Origin of the sequence: Tumidithrix helvetica PCC 7403, from assembly GCF_965232925.1 — a bacterium.
Taxonomy (GTDB): Bacteria; Cyanobacteriota; Cyanobacteriia; order Pseudanabaenales; family Pseudanabaenaceae; genus Tumidithrix; species Tumidithrix helvetica.
This window is the reverse complement of sequence record NZ_CBDDRA010000006.1, coordinates 37515-63159: the sequence shown is the minus strand read 5'-3', so window position 1 is coordinate 63159 and position 25645 is coordinate 37515. Positions and strand designations below refer to the sequence as shown.

Genomic DNA, 25645 nt, shown 5'->3' with positions numbered 1-25645 from the left:
CACTTTTATTTTATGCCGTTAGAGAGGTAGGGATTTCCACCCCTAGGCTCCTCTCCTGCATCAAATCGTTTCCCCTAAAGCATTTTAGCTTTTTTCGATGGGTCTATATTCATCGCCAAGCACTACTTACCGCTAGCATTATTGTTGATAAAGGGACGCATGAGGAAATAGCCTGCCCCAAAAGAAGTCCCCACAATTAAAACAATTGTCAGAGCCAACCACCAACCATTCATACTGCCTGCTTGTGAGGCATCCTGTCTGTCAAGCCCTGAAACAATCTCTTGATGGGTGCTGGTTTTAGGTTGTTTTTTAGGCTTAAGGTTAGAAGTAAAAATTGCTTCAGATTGCGTAAAAGCATCGACCTCAAACATTGGCATTGCAGAGGCAGCATTTCTATTAGCCACTTCTTGCATTGTATGCGAGTTTTGATTTGACGGCTGGGATTGAATCGGTGTTTGAGGTTGAGCAAGACTTCTGGCGACGGTTTGCGCTACAGCTTGAGCCTGGGCTTGGGACTGTGCGATCGTTTGTGCCTGCGAGGTCGAGCGGATATTGGCGACAACTTCTGAGAGCTTGGTTGCGGAGGACGTAGATTGAGCCATAATCAATTGAATTCTTTGGGCTGATTGCGTAATTGCCTCAAATTCTTTGATTAATAGCTGATTGTGCTTGCTAAGCTGCTCGTTTTGAAGCTGCACGGTCGATAGCTGTGCTTGGGTTCTTTGTAACTCTGCTGCAAGCTCCCGATACACAGATATTGGCACAGAAGCCTGATAAGAAGATTGTGAAGACTGAGATTTGCTAACAGGATTGGCTTGCATAGACGGCTGCGAGGTAAACCACATAAATTTAGACGCAACTTTAGCATTGATTTGAGATTTTGATAAAAAATTTGCCCAAGCGATCGCTAATTTTTGATGACTTAGACCACTAGCACGAGATTTTGCCCAGCCCCTAGGTTCCCAAATCTGCGATTTTCAAGCCTATTTGCCTGAATGCCTTAGCCCTGAAACTGTAAAGACTTGTAACGGTAAACCATACCTTAAGTTTTAATTAACGAGGGTATGATTAGGTCAACAGTTTCATCACCGATAAATCAATGAGATTTTATACATTTGGTAATAATTTAAATCAGGGCAACAACAATTTTTCTGGTCTGAGGTTTTGGCTTACTACACTGTTTATCGTTTGGTTACTCAGTTCGCTCGGTCTAGGTTGGTTGGTTAACTCTGTGTTTGTTTTGATTGGTTTTGTGACGATCGCTCCCGTAATTGTGATTTTGGGCGTGCAGTGGTGGGTACGTCGAAGTATTGTCACCGCAGATTGCCCTGTCTGTGGAGCTACGGCAGTGGCAGCCAAGAACAGCCAGTTTCAATGCTTAAATTGTGGAGAACCATTGCAAGAGCAGAACAAACAGTTTGTCCGTCTAACGCCACCAGGCACAATTGATATTGACGTTCAAGTAGTTGAATAGGTTGGTTCGTTGCTAAGGGCGAGTTCCTTGACGCTTGTGGTAGAAGGCTGAGACTATTTATCGCGATCGAGGTTCAAGCTCTGCGATTGGCGAATTGCCTCTTGCAGCTCTTGACGCACCTGTCCGATCTTAAAACTCCCAACCAAGAGCTTTATGTGTGCAACAAAGGAATGATAAGACAAATTCTTTTGAGCAAGCATCTCCAGTTCTTGCTGTACGCTATCGATCTTGCCTTGCATCGCATAATTTAAAAGAACCTGTAGATCGGAAGCAGGTGGAATAGCCATTACCGCTTCAACAATTTGGCTCTCAACTTTGGGCGATTTCGCATCTGGTTTCTCATAAATCCAGTCAATCTCAAGATGCTTTGCGATCGCGTGATAAAGCTCTTCTGCGTTTATGGGTTTTAATAAAAAATCCTTGCTACCTTCTTCTAAAGTTGGCTTTTGCTCGTGACTAATTACACTAGCTGAGGTCACAATCACAACCGAATCTTGCAGGAGATCTGACTGTCGTAATTCTGACAAAAATTGCCATCCATCCATCACTGGCATTTTTAGATCGGTGATAATTAAATCAGGATTTTCATCATGTGCCTTGATTAGTCCCTCTGCGCCATTGGTTGCTTCAACCAATTGAAAGCCCAAAGGCTCTAGGAGACTGACAAAAACAGAACGATTTTCCCAACTGTCATCTACAACTAAGATTTTTCGCTGCTGACCAGAGTAACCAATAATTTTCCCAAAATTTGTCAAGGTCTTAGCTTTCGCCCAGTCATTGGCTAGGGAGCATTCTAGTTCAAATTTAAATACACTTCCACTGCCAAATTCGCTGCTAACATAAATACTCCCCCCCATCATCTCAACAATTTTTTGACTGATCGCAAGTCCCAATCCCGTGCCTTCAGTTTTATGCTGAGAAGATCCGACCTGCTCAAATGGTAGAAAAATCACCTCTAATTCATTAGGCTTGATGCCAACACCTGTATCTTTAATCTGAAAGAGTATCTTTGTAAAAGATGATGACTGATTGTGGCTTGAATCTTCGTGGCTATCATCCACTTCAACAGAAAAAGTCACTTTCCCTCGATCTGTAAATTTAATCGCATTTCCGAGCAGATTGAGCAAAACTTGGCGCAAGCGTTTTTCATCGGCAACAATTCCTTTGGGGAGATTTTTAGGTGGTTGATAAATCAATTCGAGACTTTTTTGATCGGCTCTAATCTTACAAATTTCGACGATGCCTTGCAATAAAGATGGAAGATGGCAAGGGTTTAGATTGAGTTCCATTTTACGGGCTTCAATCTTGGCAATGTCTAAAACATCATTAATCAGGGTTAATAGGTGCGAACCACAGTGATAGATCACTTCTAGTCCGCGTTGCTGTTCTGTTTGAGCTGTTCTCAATAAAATTTGGGCATAGCCTAAGATGCCATTAAGCGGCGTTCGCAACTCATGACTCATACTAGCGAGAAACTCGCTTTTGGCATTGTTAGCCGAGTCTGCTAATTCTTTAGCTTCTTTTAACTCGGCGGTGCGCTCCTCAACTCTCCGCTCTAGTTCCTCAAAGGATCTTTTTAACTCTGCCGCCATGCGATCGAAGGCACCAGATACCAAAGCGAGTTCGTCAGATCCAGTCAACCCAGTTCTAACATCTAATTGACCAGCAGCCAAACTGTGACTTGCACTCACTAAACGAGAAACTCGCTTGGTCAGAGTGCGGTGAAAGAAATACCAGAGTCCCAAACAAAATGCCAGCAGTGCCCCCCCAAAAACAAGCGATCCGTACAGCGAATTATTATAAGCTTCTTGTTTGGCATGGGTGAGATCGTACATGATAAATAGAATGCCAACCCTTGAGGGACGAATCTCTCCAGGTAAAGCCTGCAAAAGGACGGGGTATGAGGCAATGAGTTTTTGTTTGTCTTGGGAAACACCTACATCCCCTGCCATTTTTGACCGAACATCGACAAACCGCTGAATGTAAGTCATGGCTGGGGTTTCGTTAGCAGTGCGATCGCGTAACTCATAGCGATTGGACATCAGCACGCGATCGCGATTGTCAAGTAGCAAAACTAAATCTAAGTTAGGGTCACCACCCAGTTGGCTGATCACGATCTCAGCCTGTTCGACATCTGCCCTTCGATAGAGATAATCTAAAATTCCTGCTGTTTGGCTCCCAGTAATCCGCACGTAATGTCCCGCATTTTCTTCGGTCTTTTGAAAGTTTCGATTGGTTTCTTGGCTAAAAAAACCGATACCAAATAAGCTGCCACATAAAACCAAAATGGCAGGAATCGAGAATCTAATGGGATAGGGAAAGCGTTTCATAGCAACAGGAACTTGCTTCAGAGCTTGGCATTCTTGACAAAACGATCTTCTAAGATATCTTTGGGGTCGATCGCTTTGGGAATCAATTTATTTTCCACCATGATCTGAATCAAGCGTTGCATTCCATTAATTAGTGAAGGATCGGATTTATCGAGCAATTTTTGATTTTCTTGCAAATTGGGTTGTTGCAGACCTTTAAATGCCTCAAGAATTTGGGCAGGCGTTACCTTGGTACGAGGGGCAATACGAGCAGCCGCATCTTGGGGATTCTTCATGAAATAGTCCAGAGCGCGAAAGCGTCCATCAATTAGGGCTTGAATGGCATCAGAGGATTTCGCGATCGCCTCGTCTCGCACCACCAAGGTGTCCAAGATCTCGCCAGGAATTTGACTGCTATCGAAAAGTAGTTTCGCACCTGCTTCTTTAAGTTTGGCAACTGGAGCCCCAAAAGTTACAACCGCATCGACCTTCCCATCTTTATAGGCACGTTCGTGCTCGTTAAGTTCCAAAGAAACAATCTTGACATCCTTCGGTGACATTCCATTTTTTTCAAGGGCGCGAGCGACAAAAAACGCACCTAAAGCCGTAGATTCAACGCCTACACGCTTCCCTTTTAAAGCAGCCATGTTTGCAATCTCTGGTTTCCCTAAAATCACATCCCCTCCATTCGAGTAGTCCATGATCGAGACAATCCGAACATCTCCTTGCGTTGCTGCCAGCACGATCGCTTGATCGATTGACAGACCAGCTCCTTCAATTTCGCGATTGCGGTAGGCTTTCACCTCTTCTGTTCCTGAAGGATAGTCTACCAATCGAATCGGTTTACCCTCGTAATAGCCTAAACTGCGGGCTAGGTAAAGAGTTTCATAGCCAGTCCAGAGATTGCTGCCAATCCGAAGTGGGGAGGATGTTTGAGTAAAGCAACTTGTTAGAACAACTGCAAGTATGCCAAGCATTACACCCCAAAACAATTGTCTGATTTTTGCGAATTGCCAAGTCCTTAAAACTTTACGATGTAAGTTTTTTAATTCTAAATGTAAGAACTTCATTCCCTCACCCTTCACCAAGTAGTTTAAATTAAATCAAAAAGTGCTTATCCAAGCTGTTTTTAGCAATAGAATGCTGTAACTAGCTTTTATCTTTTTTATATTGGTAGTATTAAAGATTTTGTATACCCCAAACGATTAATTATAAGGTAGCATAATTCAATCAGATATATGAAAATTTTCTAACAAAGGGAAATCCAATCTAACTCGCTTGGGTATAGCCCATCGAGAAAGATTAACTAGGCGCGAGAGCAAGCAAGTACGATCGCTTGTGAAGTGATTTTTAAAATAAATTTACCCCCATATTTGATCGTGACGAATACAAACCCCAGTACCATTCTGATCGTTGATGATAACCCGGCTAATCTTGAAGTTCTTTACGGAGCTTTAAGTAATGAAGGATATAGCATCAGGGTTGAAGTTGATGGAGTCAATGCGATCGATCAGATCGACCTCAACGCTCCCGATCTGATCTTGCTGGATATCATGTTGCCTGGTATCGACGGATTTGAAGTGTGTCGCCGACTTAAAGGAAACGAGAAGACCAAGGATATTCCTGTCATCTTTATGTCGGCTTTAACAGATACTGCGGATAAGTTAACTGGACTTGACTTGGGTGCTGTGGATTACATCACGAAACCTTTTCAACAGGAAGAGGTTTTAGCGCGGGTTCGCCTACATCTGCAACTGCGGCAGCTAATGCAAACTTTAGCATTACAAAATCAAGAGCTTAATACGCTAACGGAAAAACTAGAAGATCGTGTTAGAGAACGAACATTAGCTTTACAACAGAGTGAAGAATATTTTCGTCAACTAGCGGAGAATATTGAAACTGCTTTCTGGATGACCAGTGTTGAAACCAATATAGAAGAAGATAAAATTATCTATAAATCTCCAGCCTATGAAAAGATCTGGGGTCGTTCCAAGGATGAAGTCTATCAACCTTCATCCAACTGGCTATCAACGATTCATCCAGACGATCGCGATCGAATTTTAGCTGCTTTACCCAAACAGGTATCAGGGGGGTTCGATGAAGTCTATCGCATCCTGCGTCCAGACGGAGAAATTAGATGGATTCGCGATCGGGCTTTTCCCATTCTCAACGAACAGGGAGAACCTTATCGCATCGCTGGAATTTCCGATGATATTACAAAGAGCAAAGAAGTTGAGAAGCTGTTAGCAGTTCAATATAAGATTGCAACGGTCTTAGCTGAATCAACAAGTTTTAATAAAGCAGCAACCAAAATACTTCAAATCCTCTGCGAACAGATGACCTTGGATGTAGGCGAACTATGGCTTACCAACGCACATCCTCATGTTTTACGACTGATGGCAAGTTATACTACGCAGGAAACTGATGTGGATGAACTCATACAAAGTCACAACCAAATGTCGATTGAATATGGTTCTGGTTTCATTGGAACTGTTTGGGCGGAAGGAATCGCTAAGTGGGTTGAGATCGATCGATATCCTAACTTTCGTAACGCAGAAGCAGTAAAAAATGCAGGATTAAACTTTGTGTTTTGTTTTCCTGTTCCAGGGGAAAATGATGCAATTTTAGCGGTAATTTCGCTGCTTAGTCGTGAGTGTCAGCAGCCTAGTGCCGAGCTTTTAAATGTGATGCTTGCGGTGTGCCGACAAATTGGACAATTTATAGAAAAACGTAGAACGGAAAAACAACTTCAAAAGCAAAATTGGCGAATGCTCCTCCTTTCAGATTTAGCCCTCCGCATTCGTCAGTCGCTGGATCTCACGGAAATTCTTAGTACTTCTGTTACTGAAATTCGCAAGTTTTTAAATACCGATCGCGTACTGATCTATCGCTTCTATCCTGATTGGAATGGCACCGTAGAAGTGGAGTCAGTAGGTTCCAAATGGATATCTTCTCTTGGTGTCAATATTCAAGACACTTGCTTTCAGTCAGGTCAATGGCAAGCCTATCAAGAGGGTCGAAAAATGGCAATTGACAATGTTGCTAGCTCAGGCCTCAGTGACTGTCATAAACAGCTCTTAGCTCGTTTTCAAGTCCAAGCAAATTTGGTGGTTCCCATTATCGAAAACGAGCATTTGTGGGGACTGTTAATCGCTCATCAATGTTCTGCATCTAGACATTGGGAGTCTTTTGAGATAAATTTACTCAGCCAACTTGCCGATCAAATTGGTATTGCGATCTCGCAGTCACGATTGCTTGCCCAAGAGAGAGAACAACGCGAACTTTTACAACAAAAAAATAATGATTTAGAGATCGCGAGGAAGGAAGCCGAAGCAGCAACGGTGGCAAAAGGTTCTTTCCTCGCAACGATGAGTCATGAGATTCGCACCCCCATGAATGCTGTGATTGGAATGACAGGTTTGTTACTCGACACCACCTTAAACAGCCAACAACAGGATTTTGCTCAAACCATCCGTAGTAGCGGCGATCACCTGTTAAATCTGATTAACGAGATCCTCGATTTCTCTAAATTAGAAGCGGGAGAAATGCAATTAGAAGTGCTTGACTTTGATATAGAAACCAGTATCGAAGAGGTCGCGGAAATCTTAGCTACCGTAGCACAGACAAAAGGACTAGAGCTTATTACGTTTATCCATTCTGATGTGCCAAAATGCTTGCAAGGAGATGTCAGCCGTTTGCGTCAGGTTTTACTAAATCTAGTCAATAATGCGATCAAATTTACCTCTAGAGGAGAGGTCACAATTGAAGTTAGCTTGTTGTCAGAAGATGCGATTACTGTTGCTCTCCGTTTTGCCGTGATCGATACAGGTATTGGCATTCCTGCTAAAGCTCTGTCAAAACTGTTTCAGCCCTTTACACAAGTTGATGCTTCGACAACGCGTAAGTATGGGGGGACAGGCTTAGGCTTAGCGATCTGCAAGCAAATCGTTGAGTTGATGGGGGGTGAAATTCATGTGGAGAGTGAAGAGAATTATGGTTCGACCTTTTGGTTCGAGCTTCTATTTGAAAAGCAATCTGAATGTCCCACAAATAATTTTGGAGTTGATATCCTTCGAGGTATGCGAGTTCTTGTTGTAGATGACAGTACGACCAACTGTCGCATTCTCAATCATCAACTTAGTTCTTGGGAAATGCGGGTTGATACGGTCGAGCATTCTGTTGAGGCGATCGCTTGTCTTAATCGGGCGGTCGAAATTGGAGACCCCTATGAACTTGCCCTGCTAGATATGCAAATGCCCGATCTAGATGGGGAAAGTTTAGGCAAGCAAATCAAGGACTCGCCAACACTCCAAAACACCCATTTAATCATGCTTACATCGCTCGATCAAAATGGTGCTGCCAAGCGGATGCTTGAGATCGGGTTTGACTACTATCTGCGAAAACCAGTGAGGAAGTTGAGACTCTTAAATTGCGTTATTGATGCAATTACAGGCATTCGACGAAACTCTAATTTGAATCAAATTAACCAAAATCTGAAAAAAGCTGAGCCAATCCCTCCCTCTAAGCTCAAAATTTTGTTAGCAGAAGATAGTCCCGTCAACCAAAAGGTCGCCATCAATCAGCTCCACAATTTGGGTTTTCATGCTGATGTAGCGGCAAATGGCAAAGAGGTGTTAGAACTTCTTGCTCAAATTCCCTACGACATTATTTTAATGGATTGCCAGATGCCTATCTTAGATGGCTATGAAACCAGCCGCAAAATTCGCGATTTGGAGGCTGAAGCCCAAAATAAATCCGCTAAGATCGTTATTATTGCGCTTACAGCAAATGCGATGAAAGAAGATCGCGATCGCTGTCTGGCTTCAGGCATGGATGACTATCTCAGCAAGCCAATTCGCAAGGAAGATTTGGGGATCAAGCTTTCTTACTGGAGTGAAGTAATAGCACAGATAGGAGGAATAGCTTCACTGAATCCCAACCCTTATGAAAGATCGAACTCAGTTATTGAAGAGATTGATAATATCGCTCAGATAAATCCAGATGAGAACGATCTAGAAATTGACTGGAAATATCTGGATGATATGTGTAGTGGCAACGAAGCATTTAAGCAGGAATTGCTCAAAGCCTTTGTGGGTTCTTTACCCGAACATTTAGATGCACTTAAAGCAGCGATCGCTGAGTCTCAGTATCTTGAGATCGAGCGAGAGGCACATTTCCTCAAGGGAACAAGTGCAGCGATCGGAATCAAAGGCATTGCTAAACTAGCGGCAATATTTGAAGATCGAAGCAAACAAGCACAACTCCCTGACAACGCGACTTTGCTTTTTGAAAAGATTATTTTGGGGGTCAAAAAGATTGAGGAGCTTATTTAGCTGAAACCATAAATTCGCAGGATAGAAATATTTCCATCTCGATTAAAGTATTTATAAATTACTTCTCTTGACATCCAGAAATAGTGTAATACTTAATATCAGTAAAAGCCAACATCTTACTATCATAATAGGTTCTTTCTATGATGCGTCCTCAGACACTTGCAGAGATTTTGACTAGCGATCTTCCTGGTGTTATTGCTGACTCTCAAGGAATTATTGTTGATGTCAACGAGCATTTTGAGCAATTTACTGGTTGGGAAAAAGACGAGATAGTAGGACAGCTAATTTCAGTGATTTTGCCAAGCTACTTTCGCGAATCTCATCATATGGGATTTTCTCGGTTCAGTGCCACAGGTGTCGCAACCATTCTCAATCATCCGTTAGAACTCAAGGTCATAACCAAAGACGAACGTGAGATTCTTTCGGAGCATTATATTATTGCGGAGAAACAGGACGAGCAATGGGCGTTTGGGGCAACGCTGCGATCGCTCGAATCTTAAGGTTTAGTTACTACTCTCAAGATCCATATCCATGAATCCTACCCCTTCTCAAATTCAGGAACTACGAGCGACCCTTGGGAAAATGGAGGTTGCCTTAGGTGCTGTGGATAGTGCGATCGTGTGGACGAATGCTCAGGGACGCATTCAGTGGTGTAATAAATCTTTCGATCTCCTCGTTGGTCGCCTACATATTATGATTCTTGGCAAAGAGTTACCACCCCTTTTGCCTTTGTACCAAGATGGGTCTCTCCTATCAGATGAAAACTATCCCTTAGCTTTAGCAATCGCACAAAAAGGCAAGGTGAATAAAAATTATGAGTTTTACCAAGGTGAAAAAAGGTTTATTCTCGATATCACAGCTACCTTTGTCGAAATAGGTAGCGATCTCTCCAAAGAAATTAGTGTAGTTTTAGCTATTCAAGATATTACCGAAAAACAACTCACTCAAATATTACTTCAGCAAGCCAAAGATGAATTAGAGGAGAGAGTTCAACTTAGGACGCAAGAATTAATTGAAGTCAACCAACAGTTATATCGACAAAACCAAGAACTTCTAATCGCTAAACAGGAGGCAGAGTCTTCTAATCAAGCCAAAAGTGCTTTCCTCGCCACGATGAGCCATGAGATTCGCACACCGATGAATGCCGTGATTGGCATGACGGGTTTACTCCTTGATACTGAGCTAGATGCGCTGCAACAAGATTTTGCAAACACGATCCACAATAGTGGGGAACATCTACTAACCCTGATCAATGAAATTCTCGACTTCTCTAAGTTAGAAGCAGGCGAGATGCAATTGGAGGTTCTAGATTTTGAGATTGAGTCTAGTATAGAAGAGATTGCTGATATTTTAGCCAAACCCGCTCAAAGCAAAGGGTTAGAGCTAGCAACATTTATCCATCCAGATGTCCCCAAGTTTTTACAAGGAGATATTAGTCGATTGCGCCAGATTTTATTAAATCTGACGAATAACGCGATTAAATTTACAGTTCAAGGGGAAGTCACGATTGAAGTCGCTCTAGAGCATGAAAATGACACCTCTGTCGTCTTGATTTTTTCGATCGTTGATTCGGGGATTGGTATTCCTCTTGCGGCTCAGTCTAAACTGTTTCAGCCCTTCATTCAAGTTGATGCCTCAACAACCCGACAATATGGAGGGACAGGCTTGGGCTTAGCGATTTGCAAGCAACTGGTCGAACTTATGGGTGGCAGCATTTATTTAGAGAGTGAAGAGAATAAAGGTTCGACATTTTGGTTTACTGTTCCTTTCCAGAAGCAATCTAATATACAGCTTCATCATCTCGGAGTGGAAAGCCTTATAGGGCTTAAGATTTTAGTGGTTGATGATAGTATTACGAACTGCAATATTCTTTATCACCAATTAAAATCTTGGGGAATTAAGGTCGATACGCTGATTCAATCTACCGAAGCTATACCTGCTCTCAACCATGCTGTTGAGATAGGGCAACCCTATCAAATCGCATTACTTGACATGCAAATGCCCGAAATGGATGGCGAACAGTTAGGAATCCAAATCAAAAACTCTCCAACTATTCAGAATACGCACTTAATCATGCTCACATCGCTCGATCAAAGCGGTGCAGCTAGCCGCATGTTAGAGATTGGCTTTGCGGAATATCTCTGCAAACCCGTACGCAAGCTTCGTTTGTTAAATAGTCTCGTCAATACGATCGCTGGCATCCAACCCAAACAGAAACTAACAACAAAAGAAACTAGCGAGATGGGAATTCGCACGCTATCAAAACTAAAGATATTGATTGCTGAAGATAGCCCCGTCAATCAAAAGGTAGTACTTAACCAACTGCATAATTTGGGCTACAAGGCAGATGTTGTAGCAAATGGACAAGAAATTCTAGATCTACTAGAGAAAATTTCCTACGATATTATTTTGATGGATTGTCAGATGCCGATCTTAGATGGTTTTAGTGCTAGCCGTAAAATTCGCGATCGCGAGGCTTTACCGAATCACTCTGGGTCAAGAACGATCGTTATTGCCCTGACTGCCAATGCCATGAAAGAAGATCGCGATCGCTGTCTTGCCTCTGGCATGGATGACTATCTGAGCAAGCCCATTCGCAAGGAGGATTTGGGGATCAAGCTTGCCTACTGGGGGGAGATTCTCACGCAGTCAGGGCAAACGGTTGCGCTGCTTAATAGCCCTAATGGAAGTTCGAGATCGGAGGTCGAGCGTGTTGCTGAGGTAGATGAACCCACGGAGGTAAATTCGGACACAAATGAGCTAGAAATTGATTGGCAATATCTCGATGACATGTGTAGCGGTAATGAGGAATTTAAGCAAGAATTACTCAAAGCCTTTTTGGGCTCTTTGCCCGAGCATTTAGCGGCATTGAAAACTGCGATCGCACAGACTCAATATATTGAGATTGAAAGAGAAGCCCATTTTATCAAAGGAACTAGTGCCGCGATTGGGATTAAAGGCATTGCCAAACTTGCTGCTATGCTCGAAGAAATGGGCAAAACTAGGCAATTGGCTGAAAATGCTGTAACGCTTTTTGAGGGTATTACCCATGGGGTAGAACAGATCGAAAATCTGGTTCCAAGCTAATTTCTTAGCCAGTTCTCTAAGGATTAATAAATGATCCCGTTCGCTTGCGAACGAGGTCATTTATTTTCATGGGAAAGATCTACTTCGCACATTCAAATAACTTCAAAATGGGCTCTTGCTCAGCAGGATTTGTGATGCTTTTTGCGAGTTCCATTGCTCGATCGTGTCGTCCTACCGACCAATAAAGTCCAGAGAGATCGGCGATCATTCTTGGGCGATCGCTCAGACTTTTATCGCTATTCACAATCTCTAGACCTCGATCTAGCACGTTACCTGACTGTTCGGATTGACCCACTTCCGCATAAACCGCAGCTAGATTTGTAAAACCAAAGACTTTCTCTAGGGGGCGATCGAACGAATTGACAATTTCCTCAGTGAGTTTTAGCACTTCGAGCGCTTTTTGGGGTTGCTTGCTAAGATTATATTGCTTCCCAATTTCCACTAATGTCACAGCTTGATCGAGGGAATTAGGCAGAGACAAGAGCGCTTTAAGACCTAGATCGAGCGTTTTTGTTGCTTTGTCTAGTTGACCAGCTTTAACATACTTACTGGCAACGCCAATCAAGGCAACGGGTTTTTCAATTGAAGCTGAATCGATATTGTCAATTACCCGAATTGCCTGATCGTATTGGGCAGTGCCGATATATTTACTGGCGACCAAAGCCAAGGCACGAGGTTTAAAGACTGCTGCTGGCAGTTCAGTGGGGTTTTCCTTTGAATCTTCCTTTGAATCTTCCTTTGAATTTTCCTTAGGAGCATCTAAATTGCTAAATGCATCGGTTAATGAAGCGATCGCTTTAGCATGTTCGCCAGACTCAGCATAGGTTCCAGCAATTTCAGTTAATGCCCTTACCTTTGAAGTTGTATCTTTGATTTTTTGAGCGTATTGGATACTCTGGACGATCGCTTGTTCGGTCTGATTGGGTTGTTTCATCTCATTGAAACCACTGGCGATCGCAGCATAGGCACGGGATTTGACATATTCATCGGGCACAGCTTCAGCATAGTGTAGGGCATCTGCTAGCAGACGACTTGCTTTGTCCGTTTGACCGATTTCCTTGTATTCGTGCGCGATCTTAATCGTGGCAAAAATTTGATCCGTACTTTGGGTAAAGCCTTTGACTAGGTTCAGTGCTCGATCGAGTAACAGCGATGCTTTTTGCTTTTGGGCGGCTTTGGCATAGTAACTAGCAACCTCAACCGTAGCGTAAGCCTGTACGGGTGGGTTATCAATTTTGGGCAGATACTCAATGGCATTGTCTAACATCTGAGCTGCTTTATTTAATTGCTTCGCTTCGGTATATTTTGTGGCAATTTCAGTCAGCGAAAAGAGTTGATTTTGCGGATCTCCCTCCGTTGACTGCACAAGCGAAAAGTAGCAAGTAAGCGGAATCCCTTGAAATTTAGGCTCGGAATTTAATGAAAGCCTTGTGTTACTTACTGGCTTAACATTATTTTTAGGGTTGAAACTCTTTATTTCTGGACGCTTAATGGAATTTTTGATGGGAAGTTGTCCCGCACTTTGTGTAGGTACTAAGGGTGTCTGAACCGGTTTTGCTGGATTTAGCGTCTCGGCATTCACTTGAGCACTGCCCCATGTCCACAATAGGAGTATTGCTAGGCAACCTCCCAAAATACGTTTCCAGAACTTTCGCATAATAAATTTCCTCATTTGGAATGAACTGCCGAAGCCCCAGCCTAGGGGTTGTTGATAAATGTCTGAGAGTATTAATGGAATCAAGAGCAATCTTCTTAAATCTTCTTAAATCCTTAAACTCAAGACAATACCAAAGATTTAGAACATTAAGCCTAAGGATTTTACCCAACTTTAACGCTTGTCTATCTATAGGCAGAGAATGTAAAGAAATATTGCAATTCCTTAAGGAAACTGTTACATTTTAAGGCGTAGAGTATTTGAGTTAAACATTTAAGTCTTATGTCAAACGATAATCGCAACACTTGGAATTGGGGTTTTACATCTGGCGCAGAAAACTGGAATGGGCGTTTAGCCATGATCGGTTTTGTCGCAGCGCTAACAATCGAATTGGTCAGTGGTCAGGGCGTTTTACATTTCTGGGGTCTAATCTAGTTTCTAACTAGGTAAATATTTCAAACGTTCTAGTTCGCACCAAGCCCTCATCACAATCCATAAATTTAAATCCGCTTGTTTAGGCAATCTGCTTGAATAGGCGGATTTATGCTATAGCAATTCTAAATGAGTTGTAATTAATTTGTAGCGCAGGCATCTTGTCTGCAATGGCTTTCAGTCTTTATTGCGTTCGCAAACAATTAAGGCTCGCTATGACATTGTAGAGACAATTCGTGAATTGTCCCTACATATAAATCAAAATACAAATTAAATAGGATTGCTATATTGTTTTAAGAACGCCTAACAAGTTTTTAATTTAATGAATTCGATCGCGTTTGAATTTTTATTCATACTTTTATTGGTAATTGCGAATGGCATATTCTCAATGTCAGAACTGGCAATTGTGTCAGCGCGTAAAGTCCGCTTAGAACAATGGGCAAAAGATGGAAATCGCAAGGCAAAAGCTGCCTTAGAACTAGCAAACTCGCCAAATAATTTTTTCTCAACTGCACAAATTGGTATTACCTTAATCGGAATTTTGAGTGGTGCTGTGGGTGGTGCCGCAGTAGCGCAACGACTCAAAGATGCGCTCAACTTAGTTCCTTTTTTGGTTCCCTATAGTGACACCATTAGCTTTTCTGTAGTAGTGGCGATTATCACTTACCTATCGTTGGTCATTGGCGAACTTGTCCCTAAACGTCTCGCACTAAGTAATGCCGAACAAATTGCCTGTACTGTCGCAATTCCCATGCAATGGCTAGCAAAACTTGGAACGCCGCTCGTATACCTGTTAAGTGGTTCCACGGATGCTTTACTGCGCCTTTTAGGGATTCAATCAACCGAAGAAGACCCCGTTACCGAAGAAGAAATTAAAGTCCTCATCGCTCAGGGTGCAGAGGCTGGAACCTTTGAGGAAGCAGAGCAAGAGATGGTAGAAAGAGTCTTTCGGCTAGGCGATCGCCCGATTAAGGCTCTGATGACTCCTCGCACAGAAATTGTATGGCTCGATCTAGATGCACCCTTTGCTGAGATGCAACAGGAAGTGATGGATAGTGTCTTTTCTCGATTTCCAGTCGCCAGAGAAAATCTCGATGAATGTTTGGGGATTATCCAACTTCGAGATTTTTTAACGGCTTGCATGGGAAGTACAGAAGTTAATCTTGAAGCCTGCATCCGTCCTCCCATCTTTGTGGCGGAGAATACCCGTGCTTTAAATGTTTTGGAGCTATTTAAACAGACGGCAAGTCATATGGTACTGGTTACCGATGAGTATGGCGGGGTTGAGGGGTTAGTGACGATTAACGATCTGCTAGAGGCGATCGTGGGTGACTTACCTTCTTCCGATCCGCAAAATGATAGTCAAGTCGTACAAAGAGAAGATGGTTCATGGCTATTAGATGGTATGCTCTCTATCGATCGCGTCAAAGAGATTCTAGATATTGAAGAATTTCCAAGCGATCGTGAGGGAACCTATCATACCTTGGGCGGTTTCATCATGAACTATTTGAGACATATTCCCGCCACTGGAGAACACTTCAACTGCAATAAGCACCAATTTGAGGTAGTAGATATGGATGGTACGAGAGTAGATAAGGTGTTAGTTACACTGATTTCATAAGTACCTGATAATGGCTGAAGTCGATGGAGTTATTTTAAGACTTTCATAGTCGTGCGATCGCATATTTTAGATTTGGTAAGATTGCAATACATTGACTGCTCTAAAATCATCGTATTAATTCTCTATGGCATCTAAAACCTCCTCACTCCAGCAAGTTTCAGGCGATCGCGCGTTCACCCTTGAAGACAGTCTCGCGGCTTGGGATGGGGATAATGGCAATGGCAAAAGCAAACACAAGTCGTTTCAATTACCGGGTGCCAAGCCGCACTACAATCCCGATCGCCCCGGTCAGGTAGAACATATTGGCTTAGATTTGGTTGTCGATATTGCCAAGCTTACAATTACTGGAACTTGCACGATTCGGATTAACCCCGTGCGCAGCGGAATCACCGACCTCACCCTAGATGCTGTCAGTCTAAGGATTGATGGCGTTAAGATTGGCAAAGTCGCGCAGCCCTTTGAGTATGATGGTGAATTTCTCAAGGTCAATCTGTTCGAGCCGACTGTGGCAAATCAGCCGATTACCCTAGCGATCGCCTATGCCGCCGTCCAGCCCCAGCGCGGTATTTATTTTGTTACGCCCTCCGAACATTATCCCAATAAGCCCACCCAAGTCTGGACGCAGGGCGAAGATGAAGATTCGCGCTTTTGGTTTCCCTGCTTTGACTATCCTGGGCAGTTGGCAACTTCCGAGATTAAGGTACGCGTTCCCAAAGAACTCAAAGCCGTGTCGAATGGAGAACTCGTAAGCGTTGCGAAAGCAGGCAAAGACACGATCTATCACTGGTCGCAAAAAGAGATTCATCCCAGCTACTTGATGACCTTAGCGATCGGAGATTTTCTAGAAGTCACCGATGAATGGCGTGGCAAACCTGTCACCTACTATGTCGATAAGGCATGGAGCGAAGCCGATGCCCGCCGCACTATGGGCAAAACGCCGCAAATGATTGAGTTCTTTAGCCAAAAGTATGGCTATGACTATGCCTTTCCTAAATATGCCCAAGTTTGCGTGGCTGATTTTATCTTTGGTGGCATGGAAAACACTTCCACGACCTTGCTCACCGATCGCTGTATGTTAGACGAACGTGCTGCGATCGACAACCGCGCTAGTGAAAGCTTAGTCGCCCACGAACTCGCCCACCAGTGGTTTGGGGACTTGGTTGTAATCAAGCATTGGTCGCACGCTTGGGTCAAGGAGGGAGCCGCCACCTATGCCGAAGTTCTCTGGACAGACCATGAATATGGAGCCGAGGATGCTGCCTATTATCGCTTGATGGAAATGCGGAACTATCTGGCCGAGGATGCCGAACGCTATCGCCGTCCGATTGTTACCCATGTCTATCGCGAAGCGATCGAACTCTACGATCGCCATACCTATGAGAAGGGTGGCTGCGTCTACCATATGATTCGTACAGAATTAGGTGACGAGCTATTTTGGAAAGCAATTCATCTATTCGTGCAGCAAAATGCTCATAAAACGGTGGAAACGATCGACCTCATCCGCGCGATCGAGCAGGCAACAGGAAAGAATTGCATGTCTCTCTTCGATCAGTATGTATTTCGCGGCGGACATCCAGAGTATAAGCTGGGCTATAGCTGGGATGCTGAGAACAATCTGGCAAAGGTCACCGTCTCCCAAACCCAAGAGGATCTGTTCGATCTCAAACTTCCGATCGCTTTTGGTTTTGAGGGGCAAACAGAGCTAAAAATCTTTAAGGTGCGCGTGTTTGAGAAGGATCAGGCTTTCTATTTCCCTCTAGAATCCAAACCAAGTTTTGTCAGCTTCGATCATGGCAACGATTACCTCAAGCAAGTTACCCTAGAGTATGGTATGGCTGAGCTAAAGGCATCGCTGTTATCGAATCCCGATCCCTTAGCAAAGATTCAAGCAGCGGAAGCGATCGCCAAGAAAGGTGGACTAGAAGCAGTCAATGCATTAGAACAAGCCCTCTTAAACGAACCCTTTTGGGGCGTAAGGGTAGAAGTTGCAGGTCAGTTGGCATCGATTAAGCTCGATCAAGCCTTTACCGCCTTAATCAAAGGTTTGGCAGATACAGACGCGAGGGTGCGACGCGCTGTCTTGAATGGACTTGCCACCAGCAAAACCCAAGAAAGTTTGGACGCGATCAAACCCTTTCTCAAGAAAGGCGATCCTAGCTATCTGGTCGAAGCAACGGCAGCAACCCATGTGGGCGATCTCGCAGCAGCCCTGAGTGCAGAGAGAGAACCGAGCAAAGTAATTAAACTTTTGCATACGACGCTTAAAGAAAAAGCTGGATGGAATGAGGTGGTGCGTTCTGGCGCCATCGCAGGGCTGGCAAAACTCAAGGATTCCGATGAAGCTCTGGAGATCGTGATCCAGTACACTGCGCCTGACGTGCCGCAACCGCTCCGCCTTGCCGCAATTCGGGCTTTAGGGGCAATGGGTAAATCGCAAACCAAACCCAAAACCGAAAAGATTCTCAATCGTTTGCAAGCGATCGCCAGAGAAACCTTCTTTCTCACCCAAGTATCGGTGGTGAACGCTTTAGGACAGGTAGACAGCCCTGCCGCGATCGGGATTTTGCAAGCCCTTGCCGATCAAACGCCCGATGGTCGCGTGCGACGGATGGCCGATGAAGCTGTGCAACGCGTTCAAAAAGCGATCGGAAAGGATGAAGGTATCAAACAACTGCGCGAGGAACTGAATCAACTCAAAAAAGAGAACCAAGAACTCAGAAGTCGTTTAGAAGTAGTGGAGGCGAAATCAAAAAGCCCAGCTCCAGCGAAGTAAGAGTGATGCAATCCAATATTGGCGGCAAGTAGGGACAATTCCAATACAGTGCAGAATGGAAAATCGTAGGGGCAATTCATGAATTGCCCCTACGATTTTGGCTCCCATAAGGCATTACAAGAACTTCTGCAATGCCTGCGTCACCGCTAGATATTCCAATTCCACTTGCTGCATTAGAGGTTCCATCCCGCTCGAATCGTTCTTTTTACCTTTCATTTCTATACTCAATAATAGATCTCCGAGTTTCTTAGCGCCTAAAATATAGCTACAACCCTTGAGCGTGTGGGAAACGTGATAGATTTCAGGCAAATTGACATTTTTGATATTCTCTCTCAATCGAGTCATAAGAGGAGGAGATTCTTCCTTTAAAAACAGATTAACCATACGCGCAACCAATGCAGGGTTGATATCTCGTAGCGATTGGATGGCACTAGGCTCGATCGCTTCTAAAGCGTCAAGATTATCTCCTTCTGCTTGGGATGGTTGGTCGATTCCCTGTCCCCACTTTTCTACCATGCGTTGGAACGCATCAAACAGAATTGGTTTACTAATGTAGTCATCCATGCCTGCTTGCAAACACATTTCGCGATCGCCTTGCAAGGCACTGGCCGTCATGGCAATAATCTTAGGACGCGTGTAGGGCAGCAACAGATCGGCCCAATTTTTGGTTAAGAAGTTGGCTGTTTCTAGCCCATCTAATTTCGGCATTTGAATGTCGGTAAACAAGATATCGTATTGCTTGTGTTGGACTGCCTCGATCGCTTCTTGTCCGTTGCCAACCACATCAGCTTGGTATCCCATCTTCCCTAACATGGCGATCGCCAATTCTTGGTTAATTACGTTATCCTCTGCCAGCAAAATATTGAGTGGGAGAACTTCGCCTAATTTCTGCCCTTGGTTGAGCCGAGATGATAAAGGCTGGAGAGAACTCACTAATTTAGAGTCTTCTGGGATTTGGGCAGTGATTTCAGAGGCGATCGTGAAATAAAAGGTTGACCCTTCTCCTTCTTTACTCTCAACCCAAATCCATCCTTTCATCATCTCAATCAGACGACTGCAAATGACCAAACCTAACCCCGTACCACCATACTTACGCGCAGTAGCAATATTTGCCTGTGTAAATGCTTGAAATAATCTACTGACATCTTCTTCAGAAATACCAATTCCCGTATCTCGGATGGAGAATAAAATCATCACTTCTTCGCCTTGGGGCGGAAGCGCTTGAGGTGTCTCTAGTTTGACGGACACCTCCACTTCTCCTACTTCTGTAAACTTAACGGCATTATTGATTAAGTTCAAGAGGATCTGACGAAGGCGCGTGACATCACCCAAAATATAGGTAGGAATATCAGGAGCAATGTTGTAATGCAAATGGAGATTTTTCTCTTGGATTTTGGGTGAAATTAGTTCGTAAATATCACGGACAACGGCTCGGATATCAAGAGGTTGATGCTCTAGCTCCAACTTACCCGAATCAATTTTGGAGAAATCTAGAATATCGTTTACGACGGTCAACAGAATCTCACCACTAACCTGAGCCGTTCTAACGTATTTATACTGTTCGGGCGTTAGGTCGGTAGTCGCTAGCAGTTGGGTTACGCCCAATACGCCATTAATCGGCGTTCTGATCTCATGACTCATCATAGCCAAGAAGTCAGCCTTGGCTCTCGCAGCAAGTTCTGCTTCTTCTTTCGCTTGCTGAACCTCTTTTAACAATTCTGTTTGCCTAATTTCTGCCAATTTGCGCTCTGTAATATCTCGGAAGCTCCAAATTAGTCCTAAAAACTTATGTTCGGGAGAGGAGACAGGACTGGTGTAGTACTCAAAGACTTTGGCATCAATATTGACCTCGCCGTGAATTACCTGATCGGCATTTTCATAGCCTTGCTCGATCAAGTTCATTAAGGTATCTGGGAGATCGACCCTAGAGAGCAAAAGACTCGATTCCAATTTCGGATCGGACAATTCTTGTTCGAGATTCCACATTTTGCAGAATCGACGATTATAGCTAAAGATACGTCCTTGCTCATCCGTTGCTAAAATTCCATCGAGCGACGATTCTTTTTGAGCCTTTAACAGGGCATTACTATATTGCAACTCATTGTTTTGCTGAGCCAGAAGTTCTTGCAGCGTCACGAGCTGATCGAAGATTGCTTTTTTTTCTAAGCGTGTAGCGATCGCTTTGAGCAATTCTTCTGGCTTGAGGGGCTTGGCTAAATAGTCGTCTGCGCCCAGTTCCATGCCATGACGAATATCAGCCCGATCGGCTTTTGCCGTTAAAAAAATTAAAGGAATCGTGGCAGTTATGGGGTCTTGACGCAATGCCTCTAACACACCATAGCCATCTAGTTCGGGCATTACCATATCGCAAACAATCAGATCGGGACTGTGATCCCTTGCTTGCTGCAATCCTATCAAGCCATTTTCAGCTGTAATCGTCTCAAAGCTTTCCAATATCAAAACATCTTGAATGTTTTCTCTAATATCAGGATCGTCTTCAATGACAAGAATTTTTTTAGAACAAATATCTACCATATTTACTGTTAAAAAGTCGCTGGATGGTACTTGTTAATAAGATGTCTAAGTTTAACAGGTTTGTCAAAATAATCGGTTACACATGTTATTAGATATTTTTCAGGATCGCTTAGTAGGGCGATCGCCCTACTAAGCCTTATTGAACTTTTGCCCACATAGGTTTAACTAAGGGCTGAAAAACTGCCAGAAGTTCAGTGTGACTAACAACAAGGGTGGGAAAGTTGCGATCGCTGTAGTTTTTGCCAGGCTCTAACGGAAAAATGGGTTGCGACTCTAGGGAAATCCAGATTGCACCTGCTGCCTGCAAGATCGGCCAAGCGGCAGCAATATCCCAAATTTTAGGTGTGGCTTCTACGGCTGCTATGGTTGCGCCCGTGGCAACAGTTAGTAAGTTATAGCTAGCAACACCGAGCATTCGCAGTTTTGCTGGGAGCTTTGTCGTAGCAATCGCCTCTAAACTGCGCGAACAACTACTAAATAAATGGCTTCCTAGGTTTGTCAGCGAAGGCGCATTGGAACTGACATGTAAAGGATGACCGTTGAGAAAAGCGGCATTAACGCCCTGCTTATCTCTATCTGCTTCGGTAAACCACCCATAGAGGGAATGACGCAATGGGGGAATAGAAACAAAGCCAAATACTGGCAAACTGTAGTGTAGTAGCCCCAAAGAAATTGCCCAGATTGGAATACCTCGTGCAAAGTTGGTGGTTCCATCTAAAGGATCGACCACCCAACACCATTCTGCATGGGGCAATGTACGAGCCGACTCTTCGGTTAACACAGCAAAATCGGGGAATTCATTTTGTAACGCTGTTTTGATATACTCATCGGCCCAGCGATCGGATTTTGTGACTAAACTTCCATCGGATTTTTGTTCGGCGATTCTAACCTGCTCAAAATCTTTCAGGAGCTGTTCTCCGACGCGATCGCTTAGGTGTTGGATAAATGGAAGAATATCCTGTAGATAATTCACAATGTAAGTTCCAGTAAAATTTTATAGGAGCAGGGATGGTGCGTAACTGCCCAAGACATATTCGTAAAGCGAGGATCCTAATTCTAGCTATGCCCCTATTTTAGCTTTGGCTACCCACCGTTGTCTTTTGAATAGGAACAGTTTGAATGGGTACCAAAATTCCTGCAATTTCTGTTTGTCCATTACAGCCATTACATGCTTGGTCGGGCATCGCCGAACCTGATGGATCGAGCTTTTTAGCGAGCGCTGGATATTTGATGCGTCCGTGATTGCGTTCTCGCCAAATTTTAATAAATACAGGTGCAATGCGTTCCATATCAGACGGGGTTAAGCCAGAATCGCGTAGTTGTCCGTCATCCCAACGCGATTGAAAGATTCGCATCAGCATTTCACTCCCTTTCTCAAGGGTAGTGTCATTTCCCAGAGAACGTAAAGCCGCTTCACAAGCATCGGCTAGCATGACAATCCCTGTCTCGCGAGACTGCGGAATTGGTCCTTCATACCGAAATTCTGCTTCTGAGATTTCGGGCGATCGCTCTCTGGCTTTGCAATAAAAGTAGTAGATCGCGATCGTGCCTTGATGCTCGGGAATAAAAGCCTGCAAAATTTCGGGTAGATGATATTTCTGCGCTAACTTAATGCCACCTGAGACATGCTCTTTAATGATCTGAGCGCTACGCCAGGGATCGTCTAAAAGATCATGGGGATTCGTTTGCCCCATTTGATTCTCGATGAAATATTCTGGGCGGAGGGTTTTGCCAATGTCGTGATAGAGCGTTCCAGTTCTAACTAAGGTGGTGTCTGCTCCCAATTCCCTTGCGGCTGCCTCTGCCAAGTTTGCCACAAATAGGGTGTGCTGAAACGTTCCAGGAGCCTCTGTTACCAAGCGTCGCAGCAAGGGGCGATCTAAATTTGCAAGTTCTGCCAAACGAAACGGCGTCAGCGTATAGGAAATTTGCTCTAAATAGGGAATTGCGCCTAATGCCACGATCGCGGCAATTAAGCCACTCGCCCCATATTGTAAAGCAGTTGCTACTAGCACAAATGGGGGAATTGTCCCTACAGCGATCGCAATCGCGATAAAGACTGCTGCCTGTGCCGCTGCCACAATAATACCTGCAGCTGCCAGATGCGATCGGGTGTAAGGACGATTGGTAATCACCGCTGCCAACAATGCGCCTACTAAAATTGGGCAGTAGGTGATGAAACTAGCACTAATCCCCACAGCAATTAAGGCAGAAGTCAGTGTTGTTACTAAGGTGGCTAATCTAGAACCGTAAAAACTACCTAGCATCAGTCCCATACTCGCAAGGGGAAAAAACGCTAGCGTGCCCGAAGTTAAGAATATGCCTGCCAAGGCAGCGCTATTGCCAACGATCGCGATCACGATCAGATCTTTCAATTTCAAGCGAACATTTAACCAAGACGACCCATGCTTAAGAACTTGAGCTAAGATCAGCATAGCGAGAGCTGTACCTGCGGCAATCCCAGCAATGCCAACCAAGTTTGTCCGACGCTGAGTCAAACCCAGTTCGTCTAAGAACATAAACTCTCGGGCAGTAATTTTTTCACCAGCTTTGACAATAACTTCACCTGCTTGCAGCCTCACCATTTTGGGCTCGACGCTTGACATCGCTTTGGCAACTTTCTCGGCTGTGGCTGTCTCATCCACGCTCAAGTTTGGTTTTATCACTTTTGCGAGTAAGGCGATCGCGAGACGACGACGAACAGGGTCAAGGGGTAATTCGCGTAGATTTTCAATGCGGTATTTTACAACTTCTTCGGGTAACCCCGAGACAATGCCTGTTGCTAAAAGACTAGTAAGGGAACCACGAATGCTGAGCTTATCTAACTCCCATTCTGCGTTGCTAAGATCTAATAAGCGATCGCGAAATATATCTGGACCTTCGAGCAGCTTGGCTTTGGCAAGCTTGTAGGCTTGTCTGGCTTGCTCAATGCGATCGATCAGGTCTTGGAATGCCACGACAGACAGCACAGACTTTTGTCGTTGCAGTTCAAACACTGCAAAATTAAAGGTTTCAGCCTGAGTAAAAGTAGGTTGTAAAGTATTCCAGTTACTGCTTGGTAGGTTTATAGATGGGTTTAAGCTTGACTTAACTGCTTGCCATTCAGACTCAGAAATCGATCTTAAGTAAAATTGAAGGTCGGGATTGAGGGAATTATTGGGCAGGTAGGGAAATGCTCCCATAATTTGCCGAATTTGTTCGCCTACGTTCAAAATTTCTTCAAGATGCTTTGTAATTTCATCATTGGCTTCATGGCTAAATCGATAAACAATTATTTGCTGCTTCAACCTTTCTTTAGCAAGACGCGTTGCTTCGGCATCAACAGCATCAATGGTCTTCGTAGCGCGAATATCACTATCTACAAACGTGCCTTCGGTCACCTTTGGCTCTGCATAAAAACGAAAACTCAAGGTACTGGTTAAACAAACAAAAGTTAAGCCAATTACTGCTCTACCTAACCATTGTTGAGGACGACAATAAACCAGTTTTTTAATCGGGTTGGGAATAATTCCCATAATTTCTTGCTTGGTAATTATGAAGTTGGTTAACGTCAATATCTAAGAAAAAGCCAAATAAACCAGGCTTAATAGATATCTTCACGTAAATGTAAGCCCCTAAATTTTCGTGATTTTGTAGATATAAAATCTACTTTCTTATTTCTACTAACTCTGTCGGGTTAAAAGCTAAAAAAGATTGCACATATGTTATCTATGCTACTAAATTTATTGTTGAGAAAGAGTAAGACATAAGCCGGGTTCTGTTAAATTTAGCTAATAATTATTAGCAATTAGCTTTTGGCTAACTACTTCACAATTAAGCACTAAAAACTAGCAGTTATCTATCTGGGATATCTGTTACCAGATACCTCGAGCGGCTCACATCTATAAGAATAATGCCTGTTTGCACAGACAAAAGACTATAGATAACGGGTGTAAGAAAATAAAGACCAATTTCTTTTACCCTCTCGCCTTGCTTCCAACTGGGGTTTACCGAGCCAGAGCCTCTCGACCCTGCTGGTGCGCTCTTACCGCACCTTTGCACCCTTACCTAGAAAAAAGTAAAAAGCATAAAGGGAGAAAACTAATTTTCACCTTTCACCTTTTGCCTTGATATGTAGGCGGTATATTTCTGTGGCACTATCCTCACGATCGCTCGCACTGGGCGTTACCCAGCAGTTTGGTCTTTGTGGAAGCCCGGACTTTCCTCAGAGATGGGAAAAACCCAACTCCGCAACTGCCCGCTTACTCTTCTAGCTACATAATATCTAAATCCACTGAAATCCAGATCGTTTTCCTGCAAATTTAACTATTGAGGTGAGGTTTAGTACCTGCCAACCTATAATTTTCAGATAAAAGCTTTAAAAAAATGTAGACAGTTTGATACACTTTCTACTATCTTTAGTTCTTAGCGCGCCACTCATAATTAAG

14 protein-coding genes and 1 other RNA gene are annotated in these 25645 nt (G+C 43.7%); 7 read left to right on the top strand and 8 right to left on the bottom strand.

The genetic code is table 11. The annotated features are described in order from the left end of the window. Positions 1–122 precede the first annotated feature (122 nt). Complete coding sequence (locus ACP2WE_RS07500) at positions 123–845, bottom strand: hypothetical protein (protein WP_425214934.1); 723 nt, start codon at positions 843–845, stop codon at positions 123–125. 254 nt (positions 846–1099) lie between these two features. Here ACP2WE_RS07500 and ACP2WE_RS07495 point away from each other — a divergent pair, with 254 nt between their 5' ends. After that, positions 1100–1474: a hypothetical protein gene (locus tag ACP2WE_RS07495; protein WP_425214933.1), complete on the top strand. Its 375-nt coding sequence runs from the start codon at positions 1100–1102 to the stop codon at positions 1472–1474. Between the two features lie 53 nt (positions 1475–1527). Here ACP2WE_RS07495 and ACP2WE_RS07490 read toward each other — a convergent pair whose 3' ends face one another. Further along, positions 1528–3804 carry an ATP-binding protein gene (locus ACP2WE_RS07490; RefSeq protein ID WP_425214932.1) on the bottom strand — a complete coding sequence of 759 codons (2277 nt, stop codon included), beginning with the start codon at positions 3802–3804 and terminating at the stop codon, positions 1528–1530. Between the two features lie 17 nt (positions 3805–3821). Continuing rightward, on the bottom strand, positions 3822–4853 hold the full coding sequence (locus ACP2WE_RS07485; protein ID WP_425214931.1) for an ABC transporter substrate-binding protein: 1032 nt from the start codon (positions 4851–4853) through the stop codon (positions 3822–3824). 309 nt (positions 4854–5162) lie between these two features. Here ACP2WE_RS07485 and ACP2WE_RS07480 point away from each other — a divergent pair, with 309 nt between their 5' ends. The 3 genes from ACP2WE_RS07480 (at position 5163) to ACP2WE_RS07470 (ending at position 12203) form a co-directional block, all read left to right on the top strand. Continuing rightward, on the top strand, positions 5163–9116 hold the full coding sequence (locus tag ACP2WE_RS07480) for a response regulator (protein WP_425214930.1): 3954 nt from the start codon (positions 5163–5165) through the stop codon (positions 9114–9116). A 140-nt stretch (positions 9117–9256) separates the two neighbouring features. Continuing rightward, complete coding sequence (locus ACP2WE_RS07475) at positions 9257–9616, top strand: PAS domain S-box protein (protein WP_425214929.1); 360 nt, start codon at positions 9257–9259, stop codon at positions 9614–9616. Between the two features lie 31 nt (positions 9617–9647). Further along, a complete protein-coding gene (locus ACP2WE_RS07470) occupies positions 9648–12203 on the top strand; it encodes a response regulator (protein ID WP_425214928.1) in 2556 nt (851 codons plus the stop codon). A 79-nt stretch (positions 12204–12282) separates the two neighbouring features. On the opposite strand, the gene ACP2WE_RS07465 is transcribed toward ACP2WE_RS07470, so the two are convergent. Further along, entirely contained in the window at positions 12283–13860 is a 1578-nt protein-coding gene (locus ACP2WE_RS07465) for a tetratricopeptide repeat protein (RefSeq protein ID WP_425214927.1), read from the bottom strand. Positions 13861–14139: 279 nt separating this feature from the next. On the opposite strand from ACP2WE_RS07465, the gene ACP2WE_RS07460 reads away from it, so the two are divergent. The 3 genes from ACP2WE_RS07460 to ACP2WE_RS07450 all read left to right on the top strand — a co-directional run bounded on the left by ACP2WE_RS07460 (position 14140) and on the right by ACP2WE_RS07450 (position 18683). Beyond that, positions 14140–14292 (top strand): CAB/ELIP/HLIP family chlorophyll-binding protein, encoded by a 153-nt coding sequence (locus ACP2WE_RS07460; protein ID WP_425214926.1) that lies wholly within the window; start codon positions 14140–14142, stop codon positions 14290–14292. A gap of 319 nt (positions 14293–14611) precedes the next feature. Continuing rightward, a complete protein-coding gene (locus tag ACP2WE_RS07455) occupies positions 14612–15910 on the top strand; it encodes a hemolysin family protein (RefSeq protein WP_425214925.1) in 1299 nt (432 codons plus the stop codon). 124 nt (positions 15911–16034) lie between these two features. Beyond that, positions 16035–18683 carry a M1 family aminopeptidase gene (locus ACP2WE_RS07450; RefSeq protein ID WP_425214924.1) on the top strand — a complete coding sequence of 883 codons (2649 nt, stop codon included), beginning with the start codon at positions 16035–16037 and terminating at the stop codon, positions 18681–18683. Between the two features lie 114 nt (positions 18684–18797). Here the strand turns inward: ACP2WE_RS07450 and ACP2WE_RS07445 are convergent, their stop codons facing one another. From ACP2WE_RS07445 to rnpB, 4 genes are all read right to left on the bottom strand, one after another. After that, positions 18798–21218, bottom strand: coding sequence for a hybrid sensor histidine kinase/response regulator (locus tag ACP2WE_RS07445; protein ID WP_425214923.1), 2421 nt, complete (start codon positions 21216–21218; stop codon positions 18798–18800). Positions 21219–21354: 136 nt separating this feature from the next. Then, the gene (locus ACP2WE_RS07440) at positions 21355–22194 is read right to left on the bottom strand and encodes an inositol monophosphatase family protein (RefSeq protein ID WP_425215066.1); all 840 of its coding nucleotides are present in this window, start codon (positions 22192–22194) and stop codon (positions 21355–21357) included. 97 nt (positions 22195–22291) lie between these two features. Beyond that, on the bottom strand, positions 22292–24733 hold the full coding sequence (locus ACP2WE_RS07435) for an HD family phosphohydrolase (RefSeq protein WP_425214922.1): 2442 nt from the start codon (positions 24731–24733) through the stop codon (positions 22292–22294). Between the two features lie 215 nt (positions 24734–24948). Next, positions 24949–25467, bottom strand: an RNA gene (rnpB, locus tag ACP2WE_RS07430) — RNase P RNA component class A. Between the last annotated feature and the right edge of the window lie 178 nt (positions 25468–25645).